Here is a 20,261-nt window from a genome sequence, read left to right on the forward strand (position 1 = left end):
AATTTGAATAATAACTTAATTGAAATAATAGAGAACATTAAAATAAATTTATAATATACTCAATCCATTAGATTATATTAATCAATTATAGATTTTTATTTCAAAAGTTATCCCTTTCAATCTAATTAATAATCACATCAATTATACATAAATTATTTTCTCTAATAATCACAGGTTAATTTATGGAAGAAAAAAAATTTATCGCTTTTGATTTGGGAGCTGAAAGTGGACGATGTTTTGTTGGATTACTTGATAAACAAAAAGTAATTCTTCATGAAGTACATCGTTTCAGCACTCCATCAATTAAATATGATTATGGATTTCACTGGGATATCTTAGCTATTTACGAAGAAATTGTAGAAGGATTAAAAAAAGCAAGTAAAAATTTTGGGAGTAATTTTGAAGGTATTGGAATTGATACTTGGGGAGTAGATTATGTTCTCTTAGATGCTGATAATAGAATTTTAGGTTATCCATATCATTACCGTGATGACCGCACTGATAATATTATGGAAGAAGCTTTTAATATTGTGCCTAAGAAAGAAATTTATAATCGAGCTGGCATTCAGTTCATGCAGATTAATACTTTATTCCAATTACTATCCGAGAAAAAAAGAAAATTAAATTTACTGAGTATTGCAGATAAGATTTTGTTCATCCCCGATTTTCTGAACTTTTTGCTTTCAGGTAAAAAATTTGCAGAATACACAATTGCATCTACATCGAGTTTAATTGACCCAATTAAAAGAGATTGGTCGTGGGATTTAATCAATTCTTTTGGTTTTAATCGAAAAATATTTCCTCCTATAGTTGAACCCGGGACTATTTTAGGAACTTTGCTTCCATCAATTGCTCAAGCATCAGAATTAAAAAATAATATTCCAGTAATTGCAACAGCATGTCATGATACTGCTTCCGCAGTTGCTGCAGTTCCTTCTTTCGAAAATGATTGGGCTTTTTTGAGTTCAGGCACATGGTCTTTGATGGGAATAGAATTAGACCATCCAATATTAACTGAAGAAGCATTAGAAAATAATTTTACAAATGAAGGTGGATTTGATAACACTATTCGTTTTCTTAAAAATATTATTGGATTATGGCCTCTGCAGGAATGTAAAAGACACTGGTCTGAAAAAACTGATAATCAATTTAGTTATTCAGAATTAATATCATTGGCTATTCAAAATGGTTCAGCAAATTCATGGGTTGATTTAAATGATGCTCGTTTTCTTAAAGCAGGTGATATGCCTGTAAAAGTAATGAACTATTTGGAAGAAACTGGACAAGAATATAATTCTGATATAGGTTTTATTACAAGAGTTATAATTGAAAGTCTTGCTTTTTGTTACAGAGATACTCTTAGAAAATTAGAAACAGTTATAAGGAAAAAAATTAAAAGATTACATATTGTAGGCGGGGGCATTCAGAATGAGCTTCTTAATCAACTAACATCGGATTCGACTGGATGCGAAGTTATTGCTGGTCCTGTTGAAGCAGCTGTTTTAGGCAATATTGGTGTTCAGGCAATTTCTAAAGGGATAGTTAAAAATATTTCTGAGTGGCGTGAAATTATTGCCAACTCTTTCGAGTTAAAAAAATATTACCCGCAGGATAGTAACTACTTTAATGATTGTGAAATACATTATAGAAAAATTTCTAAACAAGCAGTTTGAAAGCTAAATTGTGTCCGTTTTTATTAAACATAAACTCAATCAGTTAAAACTTTCTCAAGTAAAAACTACCAAAGCTGAATATTGCAAAAAAGGAATTTAACATAATGAGCAAAGCAAGGTATTCAAACTTGTAATTGCAAAGATTAATAATGGGACTAATCATTTTACTTAGCTCATCAGCTTATCAGCTACAAGAAAGAATAATATCATATGAACAGTAACAATTTATTCTTAAAAACATGACCTTTTCAATCATTTTGTTATGACCTATTAGAACAATCACGAACAATAATTTAATAAACAAATCTCCAATTAAAAAAGGAGTGAGACATGAAGATAGTTAGACCAATTTTTATGTTTTTACTTTTATTTGCTGTGGGATTAAATATCATAGAAGCACAGGGTTCGGGCAGAATTAAAGGAAAAGTTACAGATAAAACTACAGGTGAACCTCTGCCTGGCGCAAATGTAATGCTTGAAGGAACAGGTATAGGAGATGCTGCTGCGTACGATGGCAGCTATTTAATTCGTAGCGTGCCGGCTGGAAATTATAATCTAATTGTAAAATATCTCGGTTATAAAGACCAGAGAATTCCTGTAACAGTTAAAGCAGGAATGACCGTAGAAATTAATGTTGAATTAGAATATGTAGCAATAGAAACTGGCGAGGTAATAATAACTGCACAAGCCGAAGGACAAATTGAAGCAATTAATCAGCAGTTATCTTCTACTACAATTAAAAATATTGTTTCATCAGACCGAATTAAAGATATCCCAGATGTAAATGCTGCTGAGTCTGTAGCAAGACTTCCAGGCATTTCATTAATAAGAAGTGGGGGAGAAGGACAAAAAGTTACCATTCGTGGTCTTTCACCTCAATATAATGTTATGATGGTTAATGGTGTTCGATTGCAATCTACAGACCGTGACAACAGAAGTGTTGATTTAAATATGATTGCTCCAAACATCCTTTCTGGTATTGAAGTTACAAAGGTATTAACAGCAGACATGGATGCTGATGCTGTAGGTGGTTCTGTTAATCTTAGAATAAGCAAAGCAAGAGAAGGATTACATAGCAATTTTACAGTTCAAGATGGATATGCATCATTAGCAAATACAAAACCATTTGGCAATTATAGATTAACAGGACTTGCAAGCAACCGCTTTTTTGATGATAAGTTAGGAGTGCAGGTATCAGTTTATATAGATAAGTTCAATAGAAATTCTGATGAACTAACAGCATCTTATACAACTAATGAAGAAGAAATAAAAGTTAAAGGTTACATACCAACATATCTTTCTACTGTTACAATAAGTGATAAGGTTACGGATAGAAAGAGAATAGGTGGAAGCCTTGTTTTAGATTATCAATTATCAAAAGGTTCATTAATATTGAATAATTTTATTGGCAGCTTAAATGAACATCAAATTGAACAGCAAAATTATTTTTCTACAGATTATGATTGGAGAGGTTTTGCAGTAGAAAGAGAATTTACCAATACTGTCATAAGCAATGCACTACAAGGTGAATTTGAATTTGCAAACATTAATATGGATTTTTCTCTTTCCAATTCATTTACAATTCAACGTAACCCAGGTGATTTAAGAATGGATGTCAGAACAAGGTCTGGCGGCGTACAGGGATGGACAAGTCCAGTGACTAACCAAAAAAATATGTCCCCAAGTGATTTTCTTAATTCTGTAACTGTTCTTCAAAAAGATAAAATAATTACAAATACTTCTACTCTAAAGCGAGATGTTGATGAATCTGCTCAGGCTGCTGTATTAAATTTCAAATTACCTTATACAATTACAAAATATATTTCTGGTAATTTAAAACTTGGCGGTAAATATGAGCGCAATACAAGAAAGAATGATGAAACTCAGTGGTATATTGATACAGACAGAGGCGGGCTTGCAGGCAATTTTAATACTTTGTTGAGAGATTCAATATGGACAGATTTAGGTATAGAAAAGAAGGACAATGGCTTAAGAGCTGAATTATTTGCAGACCCAGGTTATGATGTAGGTAATTTCCTTTCTGGTCATGAAGGTATTAGTGGGGATATATTTTTCAATAAAATTTCTATCTGGAAAATGCATCACATGGAAGAATTAGCTAAACAATATGGCTATTATCTTCCATCCCCATTAGAATCAACTCAGTATGATTATAACTACACAAGAGACTTTGGTGCATTCTACATTATGACGGAATTAAATATTGGTAAATATGTTACTTTTTTACCAGGTTTACGTTTTGAAAGATTTAGTTTTGATTACGAAGCAGATTCTACTTATGTATTTGGTAGATTAACTACACCAGGCGAATATTATTATGACCATAAGAAAGTTCATTGGGATTCAACAAAAGGAGAAACATGGTTCCCACAAATAGTATTGAGAATAAAACCAACTAGTTGGCTTGATTTCCGTTTAGCAAGCACCAAGAGCATTATTTATCCTGATTACCGCGCTGTTTCTCCATTTTTATATGTAGACACTTATAGTGCTCCAACACTAAGATTAGGAAATCCTTATTTAAAACCTGCAGTAACTCAGAATTATGATTTGTACGCATCCGTCTATGAACATCATATTGGTCTATTTACAGCAGGATTCTTTTATAAAGAGATTAATAATTTGATTGTTCCTATTCAATATTATACTAAAGATGCTTCTAAAATTCATTACAGATATAAATTGACACAAGCAGATTACACTACAATAAATACATGGACTAACTTAGAAGAAACTTCTTATGTAAGAGGAATTGAATTAGACTGGCAAACTCACTTCTGGTATTTGCCTTCATTTTTAAAAGGTTTGGTATTTAATATTAATTACACACACATTAATTCTGTAACACGTTATCCGTATTTTAAGAGTGTTGCTACGGGAACTGGTGTATTTAAGAAATATAAATATATCGATACAACAAGAACAGGTAGATTAGTAAATCAGCCAAATGATATATTGAATTTAACTATTGGATATGATATTGGTGATTTTTCAGCAAGATTGTCGTTCTTGTATCAAGATAATGTATTGCGAAGTGCACATCCAGTTTATCAAGAACTTGATTCTTATACTGCAGCATATTACAGATGGGATTTTACAGCTTATCAAAAATTACCATGGATTAAGGGACTTCAAATATATTTGAACATCAATAATATAACTAACACACCCGACCGTCAATTCGTGAGCACTTTAGAAAAATTATCTGGAGTAGAATATTATGGAACTACTGCAGATTTAGGAATTCGTTATTCATTTTAACTTATTAATTCATTGAAGGAGGTGATGTAACAATTAAAATTCTGAAATAGTGTCATACCTTTTTATATCCAATCAAATAATTAATTAAAATCAAACTCAAAAAAAGGAGGGACCAATGAAGAAATATGCATTACTTTTAGTTTTATTGTTGATAGTATCGCCTTTTGTATTTGCTCAGGAAATGGTACTTGATCCAGATAAGTATGTAAATGCACAAATTGCTGCCGATACACTGCCAAATGGAGCAAGAGCTCATAAGGTTTATAAGGTAGAAAGCGGCAAATTCTATGCATTTGATGGTTCTCTGGAAGTTAACTTTGACCTTGTAATTGAAGGTCCTTACAACGGTTGGATTATGAATGACCCCAATCCACCAGTCTTTTTGCAAACTCCAGGAGCTGATGGTAGAGCAAGAGATATGTTTAACTTAAGAGCAGGAGGCAGTATAGTATTAAAGAACATTCTTTTAAGTGGTCTTCATGGTAATGATGTCAATATCTCATCTTTTGTTCGTAATTATGGTGGTTATAAAATTGTTTGGGATAATTGTGCTTTTACTGATTATGTTGACCATTGCACAAGAAGTACAGCTCCAACAGAAGAAATAACAATTACAAATTGTGTTTTTATTAATGGTGTGAGAAGAAGCAGTTCACCTTTCGGTGGTATGCCGTTTAGACTCGATGCTGCTTGCAAAAAGCTTACTTTTGAAAACAATACTTCTGTGAATATGGCAAGAGAATTTGGAAATGGTGGTAACTTTTTTACATCAACAATGTATGTGCTGCACAATACATATGTAAACCAACAAATAAATGCTCATGAACTTCACTGGTATGAAGCAATACAGGCAAATAATATTTTTTATAACTGGAGCTGGCGCGGTCGAATGCCAAATACAAATGGCTACGAAACTTATTTCACAACATGGGAATATTTTACAGATGTTAAAGAAAAACTGGATTCAATTTCGTTGTATCATGGATTTAATGCAATGTATTTAGACCCAAGATTTTTGCAATATTATAAAACAGAATTTGCTGATACATTAAAACAATGTTTATTGTGGAATGCTTATGTTGACTCAACAATCTTGGCAGATAATAACTTCAGAATCGGTAAAAATTATTGGCAAATTGACCCCAAATTTGTAAATCCTCCTAATAACATCGACAGCATGCTTGCATGGTTAAAATTCCATTGGCTTAAAATAGGAACTTTCCCAGATTGGCGTATTGAACCCCCAGTAACTTATAATGCTGAAGGTTTGCCAGTTCTCAATTGGCCTCCTAAGTTCAATTTGAAATACACTAATGATACTTTATTGACTGGTGGTACTGATGGATTGCCACTTGGCGACCTTAACTGGTTCCCTGATAAAAAAGCTATCTACCTTGCTAACAGAGATAAATATATTGCTGCATTGAGAGATTCAATGACAAATGCAAAGTATGTATATATTCCAGGAGATAGTGCTTCAGCACTAATTACATGGAGAAATTATACATCAGTTGAAACTTATAGCACATCAATTCCAAATGAATACTACTTAACAAATAACTATCCAAATCCTTTCAATCCATCTACTAAATTTGAATTTGGTTTGCCTGAGCAGTCAAAAGTTACAATTACTATTTACAATATTTTAGGCCAAAAAGTATTTGAACTAAAAGATAAAGATTTGCCTGCTGGTGTTCATACATTTAACTTCAATGCATATAATCTGAGCAGTGGTGTTTACATCTACAATATTAATGCTATTGGAGTTCATGGCAAGAATTATGTTGCTTCTAAAAAAATGATTTTAACGAAATAATATTTTTTGTGTTGAGTGGTCAACCAATCTATTTAATTTGGTTGACCACTTTTTTATTTTTTAAGAAAATTATAAAAAACAAATTTGATAAATCATGATAAAACGAAATATCTATCTCATAATTTTATTATCAATTTTGATGAGCATAAGTATTAACGCTCAAAAATTTATTCCTCTCTGGAATAATAATATGCCAAACAGCAGAGGAATAGAAATCAAAGACAGCATAGCAAATGAACGCATTTATAGAGTAAGTAAACCTGGAATTTATGAATTCAAAACCCCAGATTCTCAAAATAAAAGAGCTGCTGTTCTTATAATTCCTGGTGGAGGATATGTAAGATTAGCTTATGAAGTTGGTGGATTTCAACTTGCAAAATGGCTTAATACTTTGGGAATTAATGCATTTGTCTTAATTCACAGACTTCCACAATCACCTGATGTTATTGAAAGTTATAAAGCGCCGTTGCAAGATGCACAAAGAGCTATGAGATATATTCGTGCTCATGCAAATGAATATGGTATTGATACAAATAAAATTGGTGTAATGGGTGGTTCAGCTGGAGGACATTTAGCTGCATGTCTTTCTACAATTAAAGATGATTGGTCAAAGGTAAATGATTCGCTTGATGTTTATCCCTTCAAACCAAATTTTACTATTTTAATTTCTCCTGTAATTACAATGGAATTACCATATGTCCACAAAGGGAGCAGAGATAATTTATTGGGAGAAAATCCATCTGAATTTTTAGTTAAAAAATTTTCATGCGAACAGCAGGTTGATTCAACTACACCGCCTGCTTTTATTGTTCATGCAATGGATGATAACGGGGTAAATTGCATGAACAGCATTTTTTATTTCACAGCATTAAAGAAAAATGGAAAAGAAAATAAATCATCTCTTCATATTTATGCTGGTGGTAAACATAACATTGGTTTGAGATATAATCCTATCTCTACAAACACTTGGAGTGAGTTAGCTGAATTGTGGCTAAAAGAAATTTCAATTTTACCTTAAATATTTTTCAAATGATGATAAATTCTATCTCTTCTGAATTAATTTGCATCCACTTTTATTTTGAAAATCATTTAAAATCTTTTCATAAATATCTTTAGAGGGAAATATCATGAAGCGAGCAATGATATTATTGATGGTTATCATTGTTCTAATTGTGAATAAAAGTTTGGCTCAAATTCAACAATTGGAAAAATTAAACAGAGGTTTAATTGCAGTTCCAGCAAAAGATAAAGGAATTTTCTTGAGCTGGAGGCTGCTTGCTTCTGATTCTGCTGATGTAAAATTTAATATCTACCGTAATCATGTTAAAATAAATAATGAACCAATTTTTAGTTCAACAAATTTTGTTGATACTGCAGGAACATTAAATGATAAGTATTTTGTTGTCCCAATTGTTAATGGTATTGAACAAGAAGCATCAAATGAAATTACACCATGGAGCCAGATTTATAAAACAATTCCTTTGCAAAGACCAGCAGGTGGACAAACACCTGATGGAGTTAGTTATACTTATAGTCCAAATGATGCAAGTGTAGCAGATTTAGATGGTGATGGTGAATATGAAATTGTACTTAAATGGGACCCATCGAATTCAAAAGATAATTCACAAAGTGGTTATACAGGAAATGTCTATCTTGATGGTTTGGAATTGGATGGAACATTAATGTGGCGTATTGACCTTGGCAAAAATATTAGAGCAGGTGCGCATTACACACAATTTATGGTTTATGATTTAGATGGAGATGGCAAAGCAGAAGTAGCATGTAAAACAGCAGATGGAACAATCGATGGTAAAGGTAATGTCATTGGTGATGCTAATGCCGATTATAGGAATTCAAGTGGATACATACTATCAGGACCTGAATATTTTACAATCTTTGACGGCAAAACTGGTGAAGCTTTAGCTACAAAAGATTATTTACCTCCACGTGGAAATGTTAGTTCATGGGGTGATTCATATGGAAATAGAGTCGACCGTTTTCTTGCTTGTGTTGCCTATCTTGATGGCGTGCATCCGAGCGTAGTTATGTGCCGCGGTTATTATACAAGAACAGTTCTCGTTGCATGGGATTGGAGAAATAATCAACTTCAAACAAGATGGATTTTTGATACGAATAATGGATATCCTGATTATGTTGGACAGGGGAATCATAATTTGAGTGTAGCGGATCTTGATGGTGATGGAAAAGATGAAATAATTTATGGTGCAATGGCTGTTGATGATGATGGCACTGGTCTATGGAATTCAAAATTGGGCCATGGCGATGCTTTGCATGTTTCTGATATTGACCCTGAACACCCAGGTTTAGAAATATGGGGCATTCATGAAAATGCAGCTGTAGGTTCTGCACTTCTTGATGGAAAAACTGGCAAAGTTATTTGGGGTACAGGTCCAGGTGATGTTGGTAGAGGTGTTGCTGCTAATCTTCTTGATTCGTACGAAGGTATGGAATGCTGGGGTGGAACCGATGGTTTGCGAAGTGCCAAAAATGTTAAAGTTGGTCCAAATCCTCCTTCTTCTAATTTTGTTATCTGGTGGGATGATGACCTCGAACGCGAGTTGCTTGATAATATTAACATTCGAAAATATGATGGTAGCACAAATCCAATCTTATTATTAGCTGAAGGATGTGCATCTAATAATGGAACTAAAGCAACTCCCTGCTTGCAAGCTGATTTATTTGGTGACTGGAGAGAGGAAGTTATTTGGCGAACAAGTGATAACTCTGCACTCAGAATTTATACTACAAATATTCCAACAACATATCGCTTAGTTACTTTTATGCATGATAGACAATATCGACTTGCAATTGCATGGCAAAATGTTGGATATAATCAGCCACCTCATCCAAGCTTTTTTGTTGGTAAAAGTATGTTTATTCCTGATAGTCTTAAACCGCCAGCAAAACCAATTAATATTAGAGGATTTTCATCAGGAGATACAGTCATTATTCAATGGGATGCAAATACTGAAGCTGATTTAGCTGGTTATATAATTTATAAAGGAACTGATAAAAATTATTTTACTGATTCTATTGATGTTGGAAATAAAACTACATTTGTTGATACAAATGTTAAATATGATTCTACTTACTATTATGCAGTGGCTGCTTACGATACTCATGGAAATAAATCTCAACTATCAGAAATTATTGAAATAACTCCAACAGTTAGACCTTCAGCACCAACAAATTTATCTTATCGTTATGATTCGAATTCAGCTTTGTTGCTTTGGGAAATTCAAAATCTTGATGCAATATCAAATGTAAATATTTATCGTTCAGATTCTCCTGATATGAAATCTCCACAAATTTTTTCTGTAAATAAAAATCAAAAATATTTTGTTGATAAAAATCTTATTAAAGGGAAAACTTATTATTACTCATTAACCGTAACTGATATGAATAAAGTTGAATCCCTTCATTCTAAAGTTTTAAGCATAACCCCTGATGATTATTTTACTTTTCAAGCAGAAGATGCAACAATAATTGGAACAGTATTTTTAGATAATAACCATTTAGGATATCATGGAACCGGCTTTGCTAATTTTGATGCAAACAATAGTGCTGTTGAATTTACCTACATGCCTGGATTTGGGGGTGGTGTGCATAAATTATATTATAGATATGCACTTGGAAATGTTGATAGAACTGGATTGTTAATTGTAAATGGAACTTCAAAAAATTTAACAATGAAAGGAACAGGTGCATGGACAAATTATATAATCGACAGTGTTGATGTTAATCTCAATGATGGTTATGATAATACTATTAGATTTTCTACAAACGGTTCTGATTTTGGAAATCTTGATGAAATAACTATTTCAGCTAAACAAATTACTTCAGTTGAAGAATTCACAACATTGCCAGTTGAATATCAACTATTCCAGAATTATCCAAATCCATTTAATCCTGAAACCATTATTAATTTTTCTTTGCCAGAAAAAAGTTTTGTATCATTAAAAATTTATAATGCATTGGGACAAGAGATAAGAACACTTGTTGACAAAGAATTCAATGCAGGATATCACTCAATAGTTTGGGATGGGAAAGATAATTTAGGTAATTCAATAACTTCAGGAATTTATTTCTATCGACTTCATGCCGGAGAATTTACTGCAGTTAAAAAAATGATTTTTATGAAATAGTATAAAATTACACATGAAGTTCTAAGTCATTAATTAAAAGGTATTGGTAATGATTAAAATGAAATTCTTCTACAACTCTTTAATCTTTTTAATATGTGGCTTAATTGTAATTAATAATAATCTAAATGCTAAAGAAAAAAGAATAGTAATTTCTGGTCATAATAATTCATTTGCAGCAATTAAAATTCATAATCCATTTGGAGAAGATGTTTTAATTGAGCCTGAAGATACATTAGGTGGTATTGGTTTCATACTGAACAATAAAAAAATCTGGCTTAGAGGAAAACCAGCTTTTAATAAAGATTCACATAACAAAGCAATTTATACTTGGCAAATTGATTCATTGTCAATAATACTGGAAACTATTGAAAAAGAAAAAAGTATTGATTTCACATTAATACTTAGAAATAGCAAAGTGAAACCATCGGCATGGCTAATCAACATAAAAGGTAAACCTGATGAATATTTTACCGGCATATTTGAACGTGTTGTTGATGGAGAGCAGGAAAAATCTTGGGCAAAAGGAATAACAGAAGGACTCAACCTTCTTGGGCAAAAAATTGATGTTAAACTAAAACCAACTGTTTCAGCTTATGCCCCTTTTTACATTTCATCTAATAATTATGCATTATTTGTTCGTGGAACCTGGCCTGGAGTAATAGACTTTTGTAAAGAGAAAAAAGATTATGTTCAGATTTTATTTGAAGGTCCTGAATTATCATTTTCATTAATGATGGATAAAGGACCTGCAGAATTGGTAAAACGGCATGCACTTGAAACTGGTCCTTCATTTGTTCCACCAAGATGGGCTTTTGGACCATGGCGTTGGAGAGATGAGCATTTTAATAATGAAAAATATTTTGATGGAAGTATTGTTCATGCACCTTACAATTCTCAAATTGTTGAAGAAGTTCTTTTGATGAAGGCATACGATATTCCATGCACTGCTTATTGGATTGATAGGCCCTGGGGACCAGGACCAAGAGGTTTTGATGATTATGAAATTGATTATGAGCGACTACCAAATTTTGAAAATATGATAAAATGGCTCGAGTCAAAAAATATTAAATTGATGATGTGGATTGCTCCTTTTGTTATGGGGAAAATGGCAGACACAGCAGAAGCAAAAAAATATTTTTTAATAAGCCGTGATAGAGTTAAAGCCCGTCAGGTTTTAATTGATTTCACAAATAACGAAGCATGCAAATGGTGGGGAGAAAATGGTCCTGCTAAATTGGCAAAACTTGGTATTAAAGGATTTAAACTCGACCGAGCAGATGGTGAAAAACTTCTTGACTCTTTGCATCTGAAAACATCTATAGGAACAACTTACCGCGAAAATTATAATGATTATCCTCGACAATATGTAAAGGCTACTTATGATGCTGTAAAACCAATACTTGGTGATGATTTTATTTTATTTCCAAGAGCTCAGTATACTGGAAGTGCAAGATATGGAGGAATGTGGGCGGGAGATACTGGAAATCCTCCGGAAGGACTTCGTTCTGTAATTATTGGTGCACAAAGATGTGCAATAATGGGTTATCCTATCTGGGGTTCTGATACTGGAGGTTACCCAAGAAAAATTAATCGTGAAGTAACAAAAAGATGGCTTGGATTTTCCTGCTTTTCTCCAATTATGGAAGTTGGTCCAACAAATAATCGTGTATTCTGGGATATGGATTATGAACCTTCTTTCGACCATGAATTACTTGCAGTTTGGAGATTTTATGCAAAGTTAAGAATGTATTTGATTGATTACATCCATCATTATGCAGAAGTTGCAAGTAAAACTGGAATGCCAATTATTAGACCTTTATTTCTTGAATATCCAAATCAGAAAGAATGCTGGGAAGATTGGACAACTTACAAATTTGGCGATGACATTTTAGTTTCAATCATCTGGGAAGAAGGAAAAACTAAAAAATCAATTTATCTTCCAAAAGGTGAAATTTGGATTGACCAGTGGAATAAAAAAGAATATAAAGGTGGAACTCTTATTGAAGTTGATGCTCCTGATTATAAAACTCCATTTTTTGTTCGTAAGGGTTCTAAATTACAATTGCCTGATTTAAATGAATTATACAAAGAATCAGTTGAAATTACCAAGAAGAAATTTGATATGAATGTTTTAGAATCTATGGAAAACTGGCTGAATGATTAGATTAATTTTTGAACTGATAAAAATTTCGTTATCAAAATGATTAAGTTCTTTCATACTTTTTAATTCTCTGATTCTAAAAATAAAATTCTTCCCTCAAAACATTATACCCACAAAATTTTTTTAATTAAGAAATCATTAAAAATTTTCTGAAAAGAATTATCCTTTCAATAAAACAAAGTTCAATCATGAGTAAAATAATAATTAATACTTTTTTCTTGATTGCAATATTGAATATTAGAATAATCTCCCAAATTTATGTTGCCCCAAATGGAAATGATTCAAATCTAGGAACAATAGATAAACCATTAGAATCACTTCAGAAAGCACAAGAACTTGCAAAGCCAGGTGATACTGTTTTTATCAGAGGAGGATTGTATAAAATTCGTCCTAATCAGATTTCAAAAGTAGTATCAAATCTTTTTGCTTGCATTACATATTTAGATAAAAGTGGAACAGAGGGTAGCACAATTAAATATTGGGCATATCCAGGTGAAACACCAGTTTTTGATTTTTCTGATATTAAACCAGCTAATCAAAGAGTTGTAGGTATTTATGTTATTGGAAATTATATTCATCTAAAAGGATTAGAAATGACAGGCATTCAAGTTACAATTACTGGGCATACAGAATCATATTGCATTTACAGCAGAGGGAATCATAATATTTTTGAAAACATTAGTATGCATGATAATGTTGGAACAGGATTGAGACATTATAAAGGCGGTTATAATTTATTTCTAAATTGCGATGCATATCGAAATTGGGATAATGTTTCAGAAGACAAACTTGGGAGTAATACAGATGGATTTGGTTGTCATCCAGATGCTGGAGGCAAAGGAAATATTTTTAAGGGTTGTCGTGCATGGTTCAATAGTGATGATGGTTTTGATATCATTAGAGCAGATGAATCAGTTGTTTTTGATAGCTGTTGGTCATTCTATAATGGTTATTCTACATTATTTGAAAAATTAGGTGATGGGAATGGATTTAAAGCAGGCGGATTTGCACATGATACTGCTGATAAAATTCCCAATCCAGTTCCAAAACATATAATTAAATTTTGTATTGCAGTTGGAAATAAAGCAAATGGATTTTATTCGAATCATCATCTAACTGGAAATGAATGGTATAACAATACAGCTTATCAGAACGATGTGAACTTTAATATGGTGAATCGTGAAAGTCCTCAAATAGACAATATTTGGTTTAATGGTTATGACCATATTCTAATCAACAATTTGAGTTATAAACCTGTCAGCTCGCACACTGAATATATTGATAATTTAAAAAATACTCTTTCACATAATTCATTTGATTCTGGATTAAATATTTCAGATGATGATTTTGTTAGTCTTGACATATCTCAACTAACAGCAACGCGAAAACCTGATGGCAGTTTGCCTGATATCGATTTTATGCGTCCAACTCAAAATAGTATTTTAGTTGATGCAGGTTTAGATATCGGTTTTAATTTTACTGGCAAAGCTCCAGATTTAGGTGCATTGGAATCTCGAAACTCAACCAGAGTTAATTATATTGAAAAAAATATTCCTGATGAAATTGAATTATATCAAAATTATCCCAATCCATTTAATGCATTTACAAATTTTGTTTTTAAAATTCCTTATTCATCACATGTAAAAGTTTTAGTTTACAATTCATTGGGAGAGAAAATATGCACACTGGTTGATGAAATTAAAACCAGGGGGACACATACAATTCGTTTTGATGGAAATTCTTTGCCAAGTGGAATTTATTTTTGCAATTTGAATGCTAATGGAAAATCAATCACCAAGCAATTTGTTCTACTGAAATAAATCACATTAACAAATAAAAAATAAAATGAAAAGAAAAATTTGTTATTTGAAAAAATTTTTGAACTGCTTTTTAATTTTATTTTTCTTTTTGATTTCATCTCATGCATTAAGTCAAACTAATCATTATAAAATTGAATGGCCTGCAACATCAAATATCACAAAACCATGGACGAGATGGTGGTGGCATGGCAGTGCAGTTAACAAACAAGATTTGAAATTAAATCTAAAAGAACTTAGTAAAGCTGGATTTGGTGGAGTAGAAGTTACAGCAATTTATGGTGTGAAAGGATATGAAAATCAATTCGTGAATTTTTTATCTCCTGAATGGATGCAGCTTTTAAAATTTACATTAGAACAAGCAAAAAATTTAGGTTTAGGAGTTGATGTTGCCAATGCATCAGGCTGGCCATTTGGCGGTCCTTGGGTTTCGGATGATGATGCATGTAAAAATGTTAGATATAAAATTTATACTTTATCATCAGGCGAAAAATTAAATGAGAAAATAAAATATGTTCAGGAACCGTTGGTTAGAGCTGTTGGACATAAAGTTGACATTTCTCAAATTAAGTATCCAATAAATAGTAATACAAATCTGCAGGAACTTGCATTAGACCAGGTTCGCTTTGAAAGAGAACTACCTTTAGTTTCGCTTGTTGCATACAATGAAAACGGGATTAAAATTAATCTTACAAAAAAAGTAAAAACTGATGGAACATTAGACTGGATTGCACCAGAAGGCAATTGGAAACTTTATGCAGTATTTCAAGGCTGGCATGGTAAAATGGTTGAACGTGCTTCAAAAGGAGGCGAGGGAAATGTTATCGACCATTTTTCTGAAAATGCAATAAAAAATTATCTGAATTTTTTTGATAAAAATGCTGCGGGTATAAATTTGAATGGCATTCGAGCTTTTTTTAATGATTCTTATGAAGTTGATGATGCTGAAGGTGAATCTGACTGGACACCATTAATGTTCGAAGAATTTATAAAACTAAGAGGTTACGATTTAAGAAATTATTTGCCTGCCTTGTTTGGAAATGATTCCGAAGAAATTAATAAAAGAATTCTTTGTGATTTCAGAGAAACTATTTCTGATTTACTCTTAAAGAGATTTACTTTGCCATGGAAACAATGGTCAAGAAAATATAATGCAATAATTCGTAATCAAGCTCATGGTTCACCTGCTAATATTTTAGATTTGTATGCAGCAAGTGATATCCCTGAAACGGAAGGTTCATTACCTTTACGCATAAAAATGGCAACTTCGGCTGGTCATGTCTCAGGAAAATCATTAATATCCGCTGAAGCTGCAACATGGTTGAATGAACATTTTCTTTCAACTCTTCATCAGGTCAAAAAGAATTTTGATTTGTATTTTGCAAATGGCGTCAATCATCTCGTTTATCATGGAACTCCATACTCACCAATTAATGAAAACTGGCCAGGTTGGCTTTTCTATGCTTCAGTTCATTTTGCACCAACAAATACATGGTGGGAAGATTTAAGAACAATTAATTCTTATGTAACAAATTGTCAATCATTTTTACAAACTTCTAAACCAGCAAATGATATTTTATTGTATTTCCCAATTTATGATGTGTGGTCAGATAAAGGCAAAACTTTGCTTAAACATTTTGGCACAGGAAAAGATGAATTGCCTGATGATTTCAAGAATCTAAGTGAAATGTTTTTAAGTAATGGATTTACTTTTGATTTTATTTCCGATAAACAAATTCAAAAATTAACTTCTTCAAATAAAAAAATTATTTCTAATAACTATTCTGAATATAAAACTATAATTATTCCTTACTGCAATTACATTCCTCTAAATACAATTCAAAAATTAATTAAGTTAGCTGAGAATGGAGCAACAATAATTTTTCATAAAGATTTTCCTGAGGATGTTTCTGGCTTACATAATTTAGAAAATCAACAAAAAATTTACAGAGAAATAAAAAACAAAATAAAATTCATTTCAAAAGGGAATTATTTTGTTTGCAATGTTGGTAAAGGAAGATTAATTAAAGGAGATGATATTGAATCAATTCTGCATGAAATAAAAATATATCCAGAACCAATGGCAAAAATTGGACTCTGGTTTAACAGAATAAATAGAAAAGAAGGCGTTTGTTATTTTATCAGCAATTGGACAGATAATGAAATTAATCAATGGATTAAAGTTTATGCAAGCGGCAAAGATGCTGTTTGGTTCAATCCAATGAATAAACAAATTGGAAAAGCTGCTATTAGAAATTTAGAAGATGGTTCTGAAGTTTTTATAAAATTGAATAAGGGAGAAACACTTATTCTTCAATGGTATCCAGAAAAAGTTAGCATTGACAACTATAAATTTTATGATAAGACAAGTAATGAAATGATTCTTGATGGTGAATGGAAAATTGATTTTGTTAAAGGAGGTCCTACTTTGCCCGAATCATATTCAACTAAAAAATTGGAATCATGGACTCTTCATTCTGATGAGTTGAAATGGTTTTCTGGGACTGCGAGTTATAAAACAAATTTTAAGAAACCAGATTTTACAGCTGATGCATATTTACTCCACCTTGGCAAAGTGTGTGAATCAGCTGTAGTTTATCTGAATGGAGAAAAATTAGCAACATTGATTGGGCCAGAATTTCAGTTGACAATTGAAAAAGATAAACTACTACCAGTAAATGAACTTGAAATTCATGTAACAAATTTAATGGCAAATAGAATTATCTATATGGATAAAAATGGAATTAATTATAAAAAATTTTACAACATCAATTTTGCAGCACGTGAAAGAAAAAATTTAGATGAGAATGGTGTGTTCACTGCAAAGAATTGGGAACCACTTGAATCAGGTTTAATTGGACCAGTTAAATTAATTGGACTTAACAAAAAATATCAGTGAGCCACGAATTGCACGAATTTACACGAATTAATTAGTGCTAATTAGTGAAATTAGTGTCTATATTCTCATCACATGCTAATCTTTTTTCGAAGTTCTTTCTTAATTAAAAATATTTCCGATGCATCGATATAAGAATCAAGATTAGTTAATTTATAATTATTTGCTACTTCAATGGTATTTGGAAATTATTAAGGGGTGTATATGAATAAAATCAAAACAATAATCATTGCTTTCATGATGTTGTTTATTTTGTCCTCTCTTAATTTTTCACAATCTGTAAATCAAAAAATAATTTCATTAAAAGGAATTTGGTATTTTCAAATTGACCCTGAAGATATTGGAATCAAACAGAATTGGTATAAGACAAAATTAAGTGATAGTGTTAATTTACCTGGTGCAATGAGGGATAATAATAAAGGTTATGACCCTGACACGAATACAAAATGGACAGGAAGCATTTATGACAGCTCATGGTATTTTCGACCTGAGATGGCTAAATATCGCAAAAAAGATAACTTGAAATTTCCATTCTGGTTAACACCAAATAAACATTACATTGGAGCTGCATGGTATCAAAAAGTAGTTGAAATACCAGTTGATTGGAAAGATAAAAAGATTGAATTATTTCTTGAGCGTCCACACTGGGAAACAACATTATGGATTGATTCAATAAAAGTTGGAATGCAAAATAGTCTTTCAACTCCTCATCGATATGATTTATCAAAAATATTAACGCCTGGAAAACATCTCATAACAATAAGAATTGATAATCGAATTAAAGAAATAAATGTTGGTCCAGATTCACATAGCATTACAGACCAAACTCAAGGGAACTGGAATGGAATTGTAGGTGATATTTATCTTAAATCTGTATCACCAGTTTATTTTGATGATATTAAAATTTTTCCGAATGTAGAAAATAAATCTGCACTTGTTAAGATTGTTATTAAAAATATTACAGACAACGACATAACTGCAAAAATTAAACTTAGTGCTCAGTCTTTTAACTCAAAAACAATTCATAATGTTAAACCAATTTCTAAAAAGATTTTAGTTAAGAAAGGAATCTCAAATATTGAAATTAATTATCCAATGGGTTCGAATGTTTTGTTATGGGATGAATATAATCCAGCACTTTATAAATTAACTGCTGTGTTATTGAATGAATCTGAAAATTTAGATTCACAAGAAATTCAATTTGGGATGCGTTCATTTACAATTAGTGGTACTCGATTTAAAATCAATGGTCGCCCAATTTTTTTAAGAGGAACAGTTGAGAATTGTGTATTTCCAAAAACAGGCTATCCTCCAACAGAAGTTGAACCATGGGAAAGAATCTTTGCTATATGCAAAAATTATGGTTTGAATCATATGCGTTTTCATTCATGGTGTCCTCCTGAAGCTGCATTTATAGCAGCTGATAAATTAGGATTTTATTTGCAGGTTGAAGGTCCAAGTTGGGCAAATCATGGTGTAACTTTGGGGGATAGCCTTCCAATTGATAAATATCTTTATGAAGAAACAGAAAGAATTATTAATGCTTACGGCAATCATCCATCTTTTTGCATGATGGCGTATGGAAATGAGCCTGCAGGAAAAAATCAGGTGAAATATCTTTCTGAATATGTTAAGTACTGGAAAGAAAAAGATTCACGAAGAGTTTATACAAGTGCTTCAATTGGAAGAAGCTGGCCGCTTGTGCCAGAAAGTGAATTTATTGTGCGCTCTGAACCTCGTGGTCTTCCATGGGATGATAATCGTCCTGATAGTAAATTTGATTATTATGATAGAATTAAAAATTATAATGTTCCTTATGTTGTTCATGAAATGGGGCAGCATTGTGTTTTTCCAAACTTCAAAGAAATTAGTAAATACACAGGTGTTTATAAGGCAAAAAATTTTGAATTATTCAAAGAAGAATTAGAAAAAAATTATATGGGGGAGCAGGAAGAAGATTTTTTAATGGCTTCCGGGAAATTACAAGTATTGTGTTATAAATCAGAAATTGAAGCTGCTTTGCGAACACAGGGATTAGCTGGTATTCAATTACTCAGTCTTAATGATTATCCTGGTCAAGGCACAGCATTAGTTGGAGTTCTTGATGCATTTTGGGATGAAAAAGGATATATAACAGCAGAAGAATTCAGAAAATTTTTTAGTGAAACTGTTCCATTAGCACGAATCCCAAAATTTGTTTATCTGAATAACGAAACATTCGAAGCTGAACTTGAAGTTTTTCATTTTGGAAATCATCCGCTTGAAAATGTAATTCCTAAATGGAAAGTTATAAACTCTGAAGGTGTTGTAATTGCTCATGGTTCATTGCCTAAGCAAACAATTCCAATTGGCAATTGTATTAAACTTGGGAAAATAAGTTTACCTCTTTCACAAATTTCAAAAGCAGAGAAATTAAAACTTGAGTTTGATATTGATAATCATTCAAATAA

9 protein-coding genes are annotated in these 20,261 nt (G+C 31.9%); all 9 read left to right on the top strand.

What is annotated here, in order from left to right:
* The first annotated feature begins 182 nt into the window (after positions 1 to 182).
* Positions 183 to 1,673 (top strand): rhamnulokinase, encoded by a 1,491-nt coding sequence (locus tag AC27L2_RS12280; protein WP_487212053.1) that lies wholly within the window; start codon positions 183 to 185, stop codon positions 1,671 to 1,673.
* A 330-nt stretch (positions 1,674 to 2,003) separates the two neighbouring features.
* Positions 2,004 to 4,955 (top strand): TonB-dependent receptor, encoded by a 2,952-nt coding sequence (locus AC27L2_RS12285; protein ID WP_487212054.1) that lies wholly within the window; start codon positions 2,004 to 2,006, stop codon positions 4,953 to 4,955.
* Between the two features lie 115 nt (positions 4,956 to 5,070).
* Positions 5,071 to 6,771 (top strand): T9SS type A sorting domain-containing protein, encoded by a 1,701-nt coding sequence (locus tag AC27L2_RS12290; RefSeq protein ID WP_487212055.1) that lies wholly within the window; start codon positions 5,071 to 5,073, stop codon positions 6,769 to 6,771.
* Positions 6,772 to 6,868: 97 nt separating this feature from the next.
* Positions 6,869 to 7,789 carry an alpha/beta hydrolase gene (locus AC27L2_RS12295; RefSeq protein WP_487212061.1) on the top strand — a complete coding sequence of 307 codons (921 nt, stop codon included), beginning with the start codon at positions 6,869 to 6,871 and terminating at the stop codon, positions 7,787 to 7,789.
* A gap of 109 nt (positions 7,790 to 7,898) precedes the next feature.
* Positions 7,899 to 10,937, top strand: a complete 3,039-nt coding sequence (locus tag AC27L2_RS12300) for a rhamnogalacturonan lyase family protein (protein WP_487212056.1) — start codon at positions 7,899 to 7,901, stop codon at positions 10,935 to 10,937.
* 49 nt (positions 10,938 to 10,986) lie between these two features.
* Positions 10,987 to 13,101, top strand: coding sequence for a TIM-barrel domain-containing protein (locus tag AC27L2_RS12305; protein WP_487212057.1), 2,115 nt, complete (start codon positions 10,987 to 10,989; stop codon positions 13,099 to 13,101).
* A 185-nt stretch (positions 13,102 to 13,286) separates the two neighbouring features.
* A complete protein-coding gene (locus tag AC27L2_RS12310; protein WP_487212058.1) occupies positions 13,287 to 14,918 on the top strand; it encodes a right-handed parallel beta-helix repeat-containing protein in 1,632 nt (543 codons plus the stop codon).
* A 25-nt stretch (positions 14,919 to 14,943) separates the two neighbouring features.
* Positions 14,944 to 17,814, top strand: coding sequence for a glycosyl hydrolase (locus AC27L2_RS12315; RefSeq protein ID WP_487212059.1), 2,871 nt, complete (start codon positions 14,944 to 14,946; stop codon positions 17,812 to 17,814).
* 201 nt (positions 17,815 to 18,015) lie between these two features.
* On the top strand, positions 18,016 to 20,261 hold a 2,246-nt coding region (locus AC27L2_RS12320), incomplete at its 3' end, for a DUF8488 domain-containing protein (RefSeq protein ID WP_487212060.1).

The sequence above is a fragment of the Rosettibacter sp. KY25 genome (assembly GCF_057554405.1).

Coding starts and splice junctions, on each gene's coding strand:
- AC27L2_RS12290 (WP_487212055.1), top strand. CDS start 5,071: ATGAAGAAATATGCATTACTTTTAGTTTTATTGTTGATAGTATCGCCT.
- AC27L2_RS12300 (WP_487212056.1), top strand. CDS start 7,899: ATGAAGCGAGCAATGATATTATTGATGGTTATCATTGTTCTAATTGTG.
- AC27L2_RS12305 (WP_487212057.1), top strand. CDS start 10,987: ATGATTAAAATGAAATTCTTCTACAACTCTTTAATCTTTTTAATATGT.
- AC27L2_RS12285 (WP_487212054.1), top strand. CDS start 2,004: ATGAAGATAGTTAGACCAATTTTTATGTTTTTACTTTTATTTGCTGTG.
- AC27L2_RS12310 (WP_487212058.1), top strand. CDS start 13,287: ATGAGTAAAATAATAATTAATACTTTTTTCTTGATTGCAATATTGAAT.
- AC27L2_RS12315 (WP_487212059.1), top strand. CDS start 14,944: ATGAAAAGAAAAATTTGTTATTTGAAAAAATTTTTGAACTGCTTTTTA.
- AC27L2_RS12280 (WP_487212053.1), top strand. CDS start 183: ATGGAAGAAAAAAAATTTATCGCTTTTGATTTGGGAGCTGAAAGTGGA.